A 12,719-nucleotide genomic window follows, 5' to 3' on the forward strand; every position below is an offset into this window, starting at 1 on the left:
CCCTATTAAGGTGGGCTTACATTTGTTATGAAGCGTTTATAGAGCGCGGGCAAATTATTTAAAATAGCTGGCTTACCTTCTAAATCGCTGTTGCTTATACATTCGTAAAGCATCGCTTCGCTCAATGCACTTACTAACACTTGAGATTGCTTAATATGGCTAATATGCCAAAGCTCAGGTGCTACGCCGCCTAAATCCTGTTTGTAGGGGCGATAAAAACCATATTTAGCTAGATTTTTATCAAGCCACTGACTCAGTGGTGCAAAGGGCCCCCCATGTTGGTATTCATCAGGGGTAAGTTGCAGCTTATAGTCATCGTCAATTGCGGCGCTATCATACACATCCAGGTCAGTGCCTAAATGATGCCGACTAGCACCTGGCAAAGCAGAATAGAGCATAATAGCCGTGCACTTTTCCAGCTCATTTAGTTGGCTTAAATCCACTATCTGTTGCTGTTTATTAAAAACAGGGCGTAGTCCTAAATACTTGTTATTCCAAATCATAGCTTGGCGGTTGAAATCGCGAAAACTTGAGGCAATAGTCAGCTTAAAACCAGCGTTTGTAGCGGCATTTTGCAGGGCTAAAAAGTCATCAATAATATCAGTATGTAACCGATGCGATTGAATCTCAGTGAGGTGTGTATCACTTTGTCCAGTGATACACATAGCTAATGTATTTGTATCGAGTGCCATTAGGTTAACAGTTGCTCTAAAATTTGCTCGTAAATATCTGCTAAGGCGATTAAATCATCTGTGCTTACACATTCATCTACTTTATGAATAGTGGCGTTGCGCGGGCCTAGCTCAATCACTTTTGCGCCTGTTTGCGCTATAAAGCGTCCATCTGACGTACCCCCACTGGTTTCGAGGTTAGTGGTTAACCCCGTGACAGATTTAATCGCATTTACGGTGGCATCAACTAACGGACCATGCTCTGTTATAAACGGCAAGCCGTTTACTATCCAGCTTAATTCGTAGTTTAAGTCATGCGTTTGTAAAATAGCATTAACCCGTTCTTGTAATTGCTGATGAGTTACTTCGGTACTAAATCTAAAATTAAATTGCACCTCAAGTTCACCCGGTATGACATTACCGGCACCTGTACCACCATTTATATTTGATACCTGGAAGCTGGTTGCAGGGAAAAATTCATTGCCGTTGTCCCACACTGTTTGGCTAAGTTCAGTAATGGCGGGAGCAGCCAAATGAATTGGGTTTTGTGCTAAGTGTGGGTAGGCTACATGACCTTGAACACCTTTTACTTTTAAAAAGCCAGTAAGGGAGCCTCGACGGCCATTTTTTACTACATCACCGAGTACATCTCGCGATGAAGGCTCACCCACTAAGCACATATCAATTTTTTCGCCGCGTGCTTCAAGCGTGTCTATTACTTTGGTTGTGCCGTTGATAAAGGGGCCTTCTTCATCAGAGGTAATTAAAAATGAAATAGAACCTTTATGATCTGGGTTTTTAGCCACAAAGCGCTCAGTCGCAACAAGCATTGCCGCCAGAGAGCCCTTCATATCAGCTGCGCCTCGGCCATGCAGCAAACCATCTTCAATTAAGCCTGAAAATGGCGGGTGCTGCCAGTTTGATGCGGGGCCGGTGGGGACTACATCGGTATGGCCTGCAAAGCAAAAATGCGGTGACTCACTTCCTTTTCGGGCCCATGTATTGAGTGTATCGGTAAAAAATAATGACTCGATATTAAAGCCTAGGTCTTTTAAACGCTCGTTCATCATTGTTTGGCAACCCGCATCTTCAGGGGTTACCGACTCGCGCTGAATAAGCGCTTGGGCAAGTGCAATTACATCATTTGTCATTATTTAAATATCTCATCGTATTGCGCAGCTTTAAAGCCTAAGTGGTAGCTGTTGTCATTAACAAGTACTGGGCGCTTGATCATAGCTGGTTGCTCTGTAAGTAATGTAATAGCCGTGTCTTTAGTTAGGTTTTGCTTTTGCTCATCAGAGAGCGCGCGATAGGTTGTGCCACGCTTATTAACTAATTGCTCCCAGTCAATATGCTCAGCAAATTCGCTTACAAGCTGCTCGTTTACACCGTCTTTTCGATAATCGTGAAAGGTAAAATCTATGTTGTTGTCGCTAAGGTATTTTTTGGCTTTTTTAATGGTGTCGCAATTACTAATGCCGTAAAGAGTGATCATAGGTTTAGTTCTTCTTAATAATAGTTAAAAGGGGGTCTACACCCGCATTTACTTGCGTGTGCGAATAATGAAACGTGCCTAAGTTATGGCCATTTAATAGCACTAAGCTGGCCAGTAAGGGCGATTTAAGTTCGCGTAAATCAAAGTAAGCTAAGCGCTGTCCTTTGCTTATTTTGCTGCCATTGAGCTGTGCAATATGTGTATGGGTTATAGGTTGCTGCGTGGGTAGTGACAAATTAATAAGCACCTTTAAGCCATTTTTTGCTTGGAGAATAAATTCACCCCCTGCATTTTTGACCTGTATTGAAGTGCCATCAAAGGGGGCTAAAATTTTATGGCTACTTAACTCAACCAATACGGTTGGACCAAGGATTGAGAACTTAAAAAAAGGCTCAGGGTGTTGGTTTAAATCAATGACTTTGCCGCTAAAGGGGCTCGTAATTTTTAAAGCGCTGGCAGGGAGCTTATTTTGCGCTAAAAACGCGATAGAGGCTGCTCTCATTTATTGATCTACTACTAAATTGTAGCCATCGTTTTTAAGTGCAGTGATGGCTTGCTGCGCAGTGTGTTTTTTTACCAAAATATAATCTGTATCGTAGGTTGAGATAGAAAAAATAGAAATATTAGCCTTTGCAAGTACGCCAGATATATTGGCCATAATGCCTGTTAAAGAAAACCCTAACGGGCCAACGACTTCAAGTGCTTGCCAATCGGGCTCTGTGTCTAAACAGTCAATAGGAAAATGACTAGGGCAAACAATAGAAAGTTCATCGTGGGTTTTTGAAATAAAAAATAGGGGTAACTTTAATAGCGCTACAGGAATGTCAGCATCCACTTCTAAACTATGAATTGACAACAGCGTGCTGTGTAATTGTAATGTTTGTTTTGACATTAATAACCTGCATACAGCGTATAGTGTCAGTTAATAGTATAGATTATTGGCTTTAAATTAAAGGTGTAACAGTTACTAAAATTAAGACTGTGTAGCTGTGGATAATAAGGATCTAAAACTTACCCACAATTTCTGTGGATAAGTATGGGAATTGGCAGGTATAAATAGCCTAACTAACTAATTAATAAGTAAATATTAGCTAGGCTATAAAAAGCACTAGTGTGATTTACGCGTTGTTGAGCGCTTCAACTTGTGCTGCTTGAATAGCCGTAAGTGCGATGGTGTACACTATATCATCGACTAGGGCGCCACGACTTAAATCGTTAACGGGCTTTCGCATACCTTGTAGCATTGGCCCTATGCTGATCAAATCGGCACTACGCTGTACGGCTTTATAGGTGGTGTTACCGGTATTTAAATCGGGGAATATAAATACCGTAGCTTTACCGGCTACTGGACTATTTGGTGCCTTTTTAAGCGCAACATTTTCCATAATTGCAGCGTCGTATTGCAATGGCCCATCAATAATTAAATCTGGACGTTTTTGTTGGGCAATTTGCGTGGCTTCACGCACTTTTTCTACATCGGCGCCAGAGCCAGAAGTGCCTGTACTGTAGCTTATCATGGCAACACGTGGCTCTATTCCAAACGCGGCTGCAGAGTCGGCTGATTGAATAGCGATATCTGCTAATTGTTCCGCATTAGGGTCAGGGTTAATTGCACAGTCGCCGTATACCAGTACTTGGTCAGGCAGAAGCATAAAAAATACAGACGATACAAGTGATGACCCTGGGGCGGTTTTAATCAACTGTAGCGGTGGACGAATTGTATTGGCTGTTGTGTTAACTGCGCCAGATACTAAGCCATCTACTTTACCTTGCTCGAGCATCATAGTGCCAAGGACAACATTATCTTGTAATTGCTCTTGTGCTACGACTTCTGTTAAGCCTTTGCCTTTACGAATCTCTACCATAGGTGCAACGTAGTCGTTGATCACCGATTTTGGCTCAACAATACTTACATGCTCATTAAGCTCAATACCTTGTTGCTCGGCAATACGCATTATTTCATCGCGGTCGCCTAGTAATACGGTTTTTGCAATACCACGTTGTCCACAAATAGCGGCGGCTTTAATGGTACGCGGCTCATTTCCTTCAGGAAGTACCACCGTTTTAGCCGCTTTACGGGCTTTATCTGTAAGTAAATAACGAAACGCAGGAGGAGAGAGCTTACGTGTTTTGCCAACATTTTTTGCAAGCGTATCGAGCCAATCAGAATCGATATATTCTGCGTTGTGATCTTTTACTTTTTCAATACGTTGGTCATCATCGCTCGGTACTTCCATATTAAAATTATGTAGCAGTAATGAGGTACGCCAAGTATCGGCCTCTGTGGCTAATATAGGCAAGCCTGTTTGCATGGCTTGTTCACACAGCGCCATTATACGCGGCTCTGGTTCAAAACCACCGGTAAGTAAAATTGCGCCAATTTTAGTGCCGTTCATAGCCGATAAACACGCAGCAACAAGTATGTCGGAGCGATCGCCCGGGGTTACCAATAAAGCACCCGGTGTAAAGTGGTTTAAAATGTTTGATACGGTACGCGCACAAAACGTAATGCGACGCAGGCGACGGTGTAGCATGTCGCCTTCATTAATAATGGTTGCTTTTAAATAGGCACTTAAGTCTTTAACGCGTGGCGCGACTAAGTCAAAATCCCATGGGATGGCGCCTAACAGCATAAACGGATTTTTTCTGAAAATAGGTAAAGATGCTAAACGGTTTAATTCGTTATCGAGCTCTTCTGCTTTGTATGAATCGACCAAGTCAGCGCGGGCGCGGCCTTCTTCATCAAGCGGGGCGTTCACTTTATTAAAAATACAGCCTAAAACGCGAGGGTGATCAATCCCACCATAATACCCAGCAGCAATTTCTAAACGGTCTTCAATTTGCGTAATGTTATAATTACCAGGTGTTAATACAAATACAATATCGGCACCGAGTGTTTGGGCTATTTCGCGGTTTACACGCCCTGCATAAGGCTGACGGCGAGTAGGCACCATACCTTCAATAATAGCGACTTCGTCATCATTAATTTTACTTTCAAAGCGCTCAACTATTTCTTCAAGTAAATCATCGCCTTTACCATCGCCAATCATTTGCTCTGCATAGCTTAATGCAAAAGGAGTGGGCGGGGTAATTGATGAGCCTTGCATTATAATTTGAGTCGACTTTTCTGGGCCTGTTTCACCTGTGCGTGGCTGGGCTATTGGCTTGAAAAAGTTCACTTTTACGGTTTTTTGCTCAAGCGCACGCACTAACCCGACAGAAACAGATGTTAATCCAACACCAGTAGAAACCGGAATTAACATAATACGACGTGCCATAATTAAAGCTCCTTCACAATGTTAGCGGCATCAAGGGCAATCACCCATTCTTCATTAGTTGGCATTACAACGGCTTTCGTTGCTGCCTTTTCAGAGCTGATAATGCCTTCATTACCAAAGCGTGCATCTAAATTGGCTTGTTTCTCGCAATCTAAGCCTAAAAACGCCAATTGTGTGATTACTTTTTCACGGATAATGTCTGAGTTTTCCCCTATACCGCCGGTAAAAATAAGCGCATCTAATTGCTGTAATGGCACCATGTAGGCGGCAATCTGTTTCGCAAGGCGGTAGCAAAAAATATCAAGCGCAAGGGTGGCTTGTTCATGGCCTGCTAAAGCGGCTTCTTCAATGGTTCTGCAGTCGTTAGACAGTTCACTAATACCTAATAATCCACTTTCTTTATTAAGTAAGTTGTCGATTTGTTTTGCATCGTAATTAAGTTGTGTCGTTAAAAAGTTAAACAAACCTGGGTCGATATCACCACTGCGGGTGCCCATAACTAACCCAGCAAGCGGGGTTAAGCCCATGCTCGTATCTACACTCTTACCGCCTTTAATTGCACACACAGAACAACCATTACCTAAATGTGCACTAATAAAGTTACTTTTCTCAACAGGCTTATTAATTAATTCTGCGGTTTGTCCAGCTACATAATAGTGGCTTGTGCCGTGCATACCGTAACGGCGAACACCGTGTTCTGTATAAAGTTTATAAGGAAGTGCATATAAGTAGGCCACTTTATCCATTGTTTGATGAAACGCAGTGTCAAAAACAGCAACCTGTGGTAAGCCAGCAAACGACGCTTGCGCTGATGAAATTCCCAGTAAGTTTGCATGACCATGTAAAGGGGCAAGGCTTGAAGCATCTGAAATACCTGCAATAACTTTTTCATCCACTAATGCAGATTGAGTAAAGTGCTCACCACCGTGAACAACACGATGGCCTACTGCAATTAAATGCTCATCTAAATGGTGATCTTTTATCAAGCTTACCAACGTATTAATTGCCTCGCCATGCGCTTGATTAGCAGCTAAGGTAATAACGGTTTTATTACCTTGGTATTTATATTTTATAGATGGATTTTCTGAACCTAGGCGTTCAGCTAAGCCCGAAATAATTTCATTTCCGTTATCAGCATCAATAATGGCAAATTTTAAACTCGAGCTACCACAGTTTAATACTAAAACGTGTTGTGACTTTGAGGGCGTAGTTGGCATAGAGGCAGTTTCCATAAACAATAAATTTAGTAAGTGTATATTAAGCTATAAACAATACACTTAAGATGAAAATTAAAGGTAAACTTAGCCACTATAAAGGTAATAAAAAAGCGACTAAAGTCTAATTTTTAAGGTAACTATTTTAACCCAGTTAGTAAATTTAGTTTAGTGTTTAGTTGCTTATATATACAAAAACAATAACTTTTAATGCTAAAGTGTGAAGCTGTTTATTTGTGTTACACTTATAAGCAGTGTCAAGCTGGCGCTGCGGGTTAAAAGTTTAGATGTGAGGGGTCATGATGCAAAAAAGTGTGATGTCACAGTTACAAGCGGGTAGAGAATATGCAAAAAAATGGCCTATGCGTAAAGAGTTAGCACCGTTGTTTAACGAATTTAAAGTGATTAAAGCTACTGAGCTTGCAATTACTGTTATGCCGATATTAGCTATGCTTACACTCTTTTTTCAGCTAAATTATTTAGGCCCTGATTTTTTACCGCAAGCGATTGCCAGTGCTATGTTTTTCTTATCACTTCCTTTACAAGGTCTTTTTTGGTTAGGAAAGCGCTCCCAAACAGAGTTAGAACCAAGTATGCAAAAATGGTACAACGAGTTGTATTCTAAAATGGTTGCAAACGGATATCAGGCTCAATTAAGCGAAAACAAGCCCCGTTATATGGAGCTTGCTCACCTGTTAAAAGACATGTTTGATAAAATGGATAAAGCGTTTACTAAAGATCAGTTTTAGTAAATTGAGTTATGTAAAAAGATAAGGTGACAGTATGCTCACCTTTTTCCTCGAGTGCGCTCCAGTGTTCTGGTCTAAACTTCCACGCAAACGGTGTCATCATTATTAAATTTTTAATATCTGAAAAATTAAGCGTAACCTGCTCTGTAATGAGCTTTTGATCAGCTTTTGTAAAGCCGCTCGGCGTGTCAATTTCTGTGTGTTGTGCTACATCTGCATATATATATTCTTTAAGCTCTTTCAAATGCCATGGCCCAGGGCTTGCAACTACTAATATGCCATTAGGCGCTGCTAAACGGGCCAGCTCTTGATCAAATAAAGGCGCAAAAACACTCAGCAATACGTCAGCAGTGCCTGATTTAAAGGGGGCTTGGCTAATGGATGCAACACTAAAATGACACTGCGAGTAGCGCTTTGCTGCATATTTTACGGCTGATTTAGAAATATCGACACCGTAAACCTGCGCCTCTACTTTATTGGCAATAGCATGAGTATAAAATCCTTCGCCACAGCCAAGATCTATAAGTACTTTTGGTTTGCGCTCACTAATGATATTACTTAATGCGTTCTGTAAAAATGCATAAAAGCCGCGTTCTAAAAAAGCACGTCTAGCCTGTACCATTTCGAGTGAATCACCCGGTTGTTTAGAGTTTTTGTGCTGCACGGGTAGCAAATTTACATACCCTTCTTTTGCAAAGTCGAAGGTGTGATTATTGTCACATCGAAGTGATGAATTATGTTTTAACAGTGCGTGGTTACATAAAGGGCAATGGTATTGCAGACTCATGAGTCTAGGTAGTCCTTATCATAAAAAGTTTTAACCCAGTGTGGTCGATAAGTGATCAAAAGCGTAATGGCCATACCGTTAAGCATTGCCTCAGGAAACCAAATGATAGCACTTAGGTATACGTAATTATCCGCCAATTCTTGCCAATTATATTGCCCTATAAGTAAATAAAATAAAGCCCCTAAGCTTATTTTTAGGCATGCAATAAAGCCCGCTAACATAAAAGAGCACACAAAAATATAAACAAAAAAATGACGTGGTAAATACTGATAACTTATTATAAAGCCAAGGTAGCTTAATAATGTAGGAATAAATGCGCCAAACAGTATTTGCATGGGCAAAAGATTAAGATCAACGTTTGTGAAAGCCGCTAACAAAGCACTGGCAAGCAGGCTACTTAAAATAGTAAGGCGCCACCCTAATATAAGCGTTACTGCAGTTACACCTAAAATGTGTAAATCAAGGCCACTTAAAATCCCCGCTTTAATTTGCCATAACATTGCAAAAACTAACGCGCACGCCAATACACCTATCTGCCGTGCTGGGGTAATATAAAGTGCTTTATAGGTAGTTTTTTCTACACTTATAAAGGTAACAATGATTACAAGGGCCCAAAGTAGCCCTTGTATTTCAAGCGATAACATATGAATTATTTAAAGGTTGACCAAATAGGCGCATGGTCAGAAGGCTTTTCTATACCGCGTAGTTCGTAATCTATACCGGTATCAATACAGCGCTCGGCAAGAGCGTGGGTAGCAAGCACAACATCAATGCGAAGACCCCGATTATCTAAAAATCCTTTAGAGCGATAATCAAACCATGAGTATTTGTCGTTTGTTTCAGGGTTTTGCTCTCTGAAGGTATCTTTAAAACCCCAATCTAATAATTTTGCTAGCCATTCGCGCTCTTCTGGTTGAAATGAGCACTTACCTGTTTTAAGCCAGCGTTTAGCATTCACTTCACCAATACCAATATCTAAGTCGGTGGGAGAAATATTGATATCGCCCATGACAATAACGTCTTCACCTGGCGTGTGGTTTGTATCTAGATGGGTCATTAAGTCTTTGTAAAACTGACGCTTATAAGGGAATTTTGTTTCATGATTTATATTATCGCCTTGCGGGAAATAACCATTCATTACCGTTAGGTCGCGGCCATTTTCTTGCTCAACTGTTACACTTATCATACGCTTTTGTGCTTCTTCGGTGTCGGTAGCAAACCCTTTTAATACCGATTTAGGCTCATTTTTGCATAACATTGCCACACCGTAGTGTGCCTTTTGACCATGAAAATAAACGTGGTAACCCATTTTTTGTACGTCCTCAAGAGGGAACGCCTCATCATGAACTTTTATTTCTTGCAAACCAATAATGTCTGGCTGGTGTTTATCTATAATTGCTTGTAACTGGTGTAAGCGTGCTCGCAGACCATTGATATTGAAAGAAATAACCTTCATAAAATTTACCTTTAATTAGACTCTGTTTTTATAACTAAATTGTATCAGTAAATAAGCCTACATAACATGATCGAAATGAGAAAATAGCTGCGCAAATGTTGATCAATTGGTGTGTAAAGTTTAAACATTGTAAATGCTTTATTAATTATTTAAATAAATAAAAAATTCAATTGATCTCGCGATTATTGAATATATAATGCGCAAAAATTACTTGTTTAGTCGTTCAAATAGGATCTCTCTCATGAAAACACAATTACTTTTAGCTACTGTTTTATTAGCCTCTGCGTCTGTATCAGCAAAAAGCAACACTTACTTTAGCCAAGATAATAAACTTGAATCTAAATTATGTGTATTAAGTGCAAATGAAGGCTTTAGCGCAGCGCGTAAAGAAGCAGCACAACACGGTGTATACTTATCGCGTTTTTCTAAAAGTGTTTTATGTAATGGCCAAGATATCCGCGACATTGCTAAAAAAGTAACGTCTAACCAAGCTGCTAAATCAAAAGTAGAAGTGTTTGCAAAAGATGCACAACAAGAAACACAGCTATGTATCACAGCGTTAAAGAAAGGTCTTACGCCTGTTCGCCAAAAAATTGGTAACTTAAACTCGTTAAAGTGTAACGGTCAAAATGTTACTGAATTTGTAAAGCGTTATCAAAACGCAGCAATCTAATTGCGCAGCAACATGTAGATTAAAATAATGCCCAGTTTTTACTGGGTATTTTTTTGCAAAAATTACAAGGTAGGCAGCAATCATTGCAAAGCTAAGTAATTGATTAATGTATATAAAACACACTAACTTTATGTAACTCATTGATTTTTTGTGAATTGTGCACTTTGGCACTGGACTTGTATTAGTTAAAGTGACATTTACTAACTACAAGGATACGTCTTATGAAAAAGTTAACACTCGCAACAACAATTTTAGCTTCATTAAGTTTAGCCGCTTGTGCCTCTAACCAAGGCCTTGAAAAAATCGATAGTGATTTTGCAAGTCTGGATAACGACAGTGATGGTTATATTTCAAAAGTAGAAGCAGATGACGATAACATTTGGGGTCACTTTTCAAATATTGATACCAATATGGATAACGAAATCAGTCGTAAAGAATTTAACACTTACATGCAGTTAAACACCGGTAAGGTAGCAACTGACAGCGAAGTAAGTGAATCGGCTTTTAAAGCTAAAATTGCTAAATTTGATAAAATCGAAAATGATTTCAGAAGTCTAGATAACGATAGAAATGGTTATATCTCAGTAGAAGAAGCTGATGATGACGATATTTCAAACCATTTTGGTTACATGGATAACAATAACGATAAACGCATCAGCAAAGGTGAGTTTAAAGGTTATATTAGCAAATACGGTAAAGCCGTGGCTGAAGATGATGCACTTAAGCATTATAAAAACAGCTAATATTAGCTAAACATACTATATACAAGAGCCAGCATAAATTGCTGGCTTTTTTTATGCATTTAATTAGGTTTAAAAGCAGATATATTTTCCCCCTTTTGCGATGTTCTGTCATAATAGATAGCTACGTATTTTGAAGGGCAAAGCAGGACAGTATGGCAGGTCGTCGAGTTAGTGATGAGCAATTAATTGAGATCATCGAAGCGGCAATATTTGTTGCAGACAAACCTGTTAGTAAACGCCTCTTAAAAGATACAGTACTTGCTGATTTAGCTATTTCTATGTCACGAATTAACACTGCAATTGAGGCTATACATACTCACTACCAAACGCGTGGTATTAAGCTCGTTGAAGTAGGCAGTGGTTATCGCTTTCAAGCCTGTAGTAGTTTAAGCCCTTGGCTTAGTAATTTATGGCAAGAACGGGCACCTAAATATTCTCGTGCACTATTAGAGACTTTGTCGTTAATTGCTTACAGGCAGCCAATAACGCGGGGTGAAATAGAGCAAGTAAGAGGTGTAACAACCGGATCAGCAATTATTAAAACCCTCCTTGAGCGAGAGTGGGTTAAAGTAGTAGGGCATAAAGAAGTTCCTGGTAAGCCAGCGCTTTATGCTACAACAAAATTATTTTTAGATTATTTTTCTTTAACCGGTTTGGATGAGCTCCCTGCATTGCCTGCGCAACAGGAAAGCAAAATAAACCAGTTATTAAGTGATCCTTCTGTGAGAGAACCATCCGAATGAGTATTCAAGGTGAAAAGTTACAAAAAGTCCTAGCCCGTGCAGGGGTAGGCTCACGACGTGAAATGGAAAAATACATTGATGCAAACCGCGTTAGTGTTAATGGTAAAGTGGCTAAATTAGGTGACCGTGTTGAGGAAACAGACTTAATACGTGTTGATGGCCACACAGTTAAAATTGAAGAGAAAGCTGACCGCATTTGTCGTGTAATTATGTACAACAAGCCTGAAGGGGAGTTAAGTACACGTAAAGACCCAGAAGGACGTCGTACTGTTTTTGACCGTTTACCACGCATAGACGGTGAGCGTTGGATTGCTGTTGGGCGACTAGATATTAATACGGCTGGTTTAATGTTATTTACCAACGATGGTGAGTTAGCGAACCGCTTAATGCACCCAAGTTATGAAGTTGAACGTGAATATTCAGCCCGTGTATTTGGTGAAGTGACCAATGAAACCATTAAAAACCTAACGCGTGGCGTAGAGCTTGAAGATGGACCGGCTAAATTTTTAACGGTTAAATCACTGGGCGGTGAAGGCATTAACCGTTGGTACAATGTAACGCTAAACGAAGGGCGTAACCGCGAGGTTCGTCGTTTATGGCAATCGCAGGATGTAGAAGTGTCTCGCCTTATTCGTATACGTTACGGAAAGTTAGAGCTTGATAAGCGCCTACCTCAAGGTGGCTGGGCTGAACTTGATTTAGAAACCGTAAATTATTTGCGTAAAACCGTTAAATTAGGTCGTGAAACACAAACTAAACTGTCAGTAATGCCTGAAAAACGCAAAGATAAGCGTGCTAAAATTAACCAAATTCGCAAAGCTGTTAAAAAACATAACCAGCGTGTTAAGCAAACTAAGCGTAAGTAATATCGCTTTTAAAATAGATTACTAACAAAAAAGCCGCAATTTAT

Annotated in this window: 15 protein-coding genes; 5 read left to right on the forward strand and 10 right to left on the reverse strand. The window is 40.1% G+C overall.

Going from position 1 to position 12,719, the window contains the following annotated elements:
• Positions 1 to 5 precede the first annotated feature (5 nt).
• From CWC17_RS13260 to CWC17_RS13290, 7 genes are all read right to left on the reverse strand, one after another.
• Positions 6 to 692 (reverse strand): M15 family metallopeptidase, encoded by a 687-nt coding sequence (locus CWC17_RS13260; RefSeq protein ID WP_138613354.1) that lies wholly within the window; start codon positions 690 to 692, stop codon positions 6 to 8.
• Positions 692 to 1,822, reverse strand: coding sequence for a succinyl-diaminopimelate desuccinylase (gene dapE / locus CWC17_RS13265; RefSeq protein WP_138613356.1), 1,131 nt, complete (start codon positions 1,820 to 1,822; stop codon positions 692 to 694). The genes CWC17_RS13260 and dapE overlap by 1 nt, the downstream gene beginning before the upstream one ends.
• A complete protein-coding gene (locus CWC17_RS13270; protein ID WP_138540732.1) occupies positions 1,822 to 2,166 on the reverse strand; it encodes an ArsC family reductase in 345 nt (114 codons plus the stop codon). Before CWC17_RS13270 ends, dapE begins: the two co-directional genes overlap by 1 nt.
• Before the next feature lie 4 nt (positions 2,167 to 2,170).
• Entirely contained in the window at positions 2,171 to 2,668 is a 498-nt protein-coding gene (locus CWC17_RS13275; protein ID WP_138613358.1) for a PTS glucose transporter subunit IIA, read from the reverse strand.
• On the reverse strand, positions 2,669 to 3,058 hold the full coding sequence (locus CWC17_RS13280; RefSeq protein ID WP_138613360.1) for an ACT domain-containing protein: 390 nt from the start codon (positions 3,056 to 3,058) through the stop codon (positions 2,669 to 2,671).
• 226 nt (positions 3,059 to 3,284) lie between these two features.
• The gene (gene pta, locus CWC17_RS13285) at positions 3,285 to 5,444 is read right to left on the reverse strand and encodes a phosphate acetyltransferase (protein ID WP_138540729.1); all 2,160 of its coding nucleotides are present in this window, start codon (positions 5,442 to 5,444) and stop codon (positions 3,285 to 3,287) included.
• A 2-nt stretch (positions 5,445 to 5,446) separates the two neighbouring features.
• Positions 5,447 to 6,661 carry an acetate kinase gene (locus tag CWC17_RS13290; RefSeq protein WP_138613362.1) on the reverse strand — a complete coding sequence of 405 codons (1,215 nt, stop codon included), beginning with the start codon at positions 6,659 to 6,661 and terminating at the stop codon, positions 5,447 to 5,449.
• 299 nt (positions 6,662 to 6,960) lie between these two features.
• Between CWC17_RS13290 and yfbV the strand changes: the two genes are divergently transcribed.
• Positions 6,961 to 7,407 (forward strand): terminus macrodomain insulation protein YfbV, encoded by a 447-nt coding sequence (gene yfbV, locus CWC17_RS13295; RefSeq protein WP_138540768.1) that lies wholly within the window; start codon positions 6,961 to 6,963, stop codon positions 7,405 to 7,407.
• Here yfbV and CWC17_RS13300 read toward each other — a convergent pair.
• From CWC17_RS13300 to xthA, 3 genes are read right to left on the reverse strand one after another with little or no spacing between them, the layout of a single operon-like run.
• On the reverse strand, positions 7,391 to 8,194 hold the full coding sequence (locus CWC17_RS13300) for a putative RNA methyltransferase (RefSeq protein WP_138540727.1): 804 nt from the start codon (positions 8,192 to 8,194) through the stop codon (positions 7,391 to 7,393). The two genes, yfbV and CWC17_RS13300, sit on opposite strands and share 17 nt — an antisense overlap.
• Positions 8,191 to 8,838: an energy-coupling factor ABC transporter permease gene (locus CWC17_RS13305; RefSeq protein ID WP_055017819.1), complete on the reverse strand. Its 648-nt coding sequence runs from the start codon at positions 8,836 to 8,838 to the stop codon at positions 8,191 to 8,193. Before CWC17_RS13305 ends, CWC17_RS13300 begins: the two co-directional genes overlap by 4 nt.
• A gap of 5 nt (positions 8,839 to 8,843) precedes the next feature.
• Positions 8,844 to 9,650 carry an exodeoxyribonuclease III gene (xthA, locus tag CWC17_RS13310; protein ID WP_138540726.1) on the reverse strand — a complete coding sequence of 269 codons (807 nt, stop codon included), beginning with the start codon at positions 9,648 to 9,650 and terminating at the stop codon, positions 8,844 to 8,846.
• 241 nt (positions 9,651 to 9,891) lie between these two features.
• Here xthA and CWC17_RS13315 point away from each other — a divergent pair, with 241 nt between their 5' ends.
• From CWC17_RS13315 to rluB, 4 genes are all read left to right on the forward strand, one after another.
• A complete protein-coding gene (locus CWC17_RS13315; RefSeq protein WP_138613364.1) occupies positions 9,892 to 10,323 on the forward strand; it encodes an exonuclease III in 432 nt (143 codons plus the stop codon).
• A 221-nt stretch (positions 10,324 to 10,544) separates the two neighbouring features.
• Positions 10,545 to 11,066 carry an EF-hand domain-containing protein gene (locus CWC17_RS13320; RefSeq protein ID WP_055015005.1) on the forward strand — a complete coding sequence of 174 codons (522 nt, stop codon included), beginning with the start codon at positions 10,545 to 10,547 and terminating at the stop codon, positions 11,064 to 11,066.
• A 152-nt stretch (positions 11,067 to 11,218) separates the two neighbouring features.
• Positions 11,219 to 11,809: an SMC-Scp complex subunit ScpB gene (scpB, locus tag CWC17_RS13325; protein ID WP_055015004.1), complete on the forward strand. Its 591-nt coding sequence runs from the start codon at positions 11,219 to 11,221 to the stop codon at positions 11,807 to 11,809.
• Positions 11,806 to 12,675, forward strand: coding sequence for a 23S rRNA pseudouridine(2605) synthase RluB (rluB, locus tag CWC17_RS13330; protein WP_055015003.1), 870 nt, complete (start codon positions 11,806 to 11,808; stop codon positions 12,673 to 12,675). The genes scpB and rluB overlap by 4 nt, the downstream gene beginning before the upstream one ends.
• Positions 12,676 to 12,719 lie beyond the last annotated feature (44 nt).

It is taken from the genome of Pseudoalteromonas sp. S3785, from assembly GCF_005887365.1.
Lineage (GTDB): Bacteria > Pseudomonadota > Gammaproteobacteria > Enterobacterales > Alteromonadaceae > Pseudoalteromonas.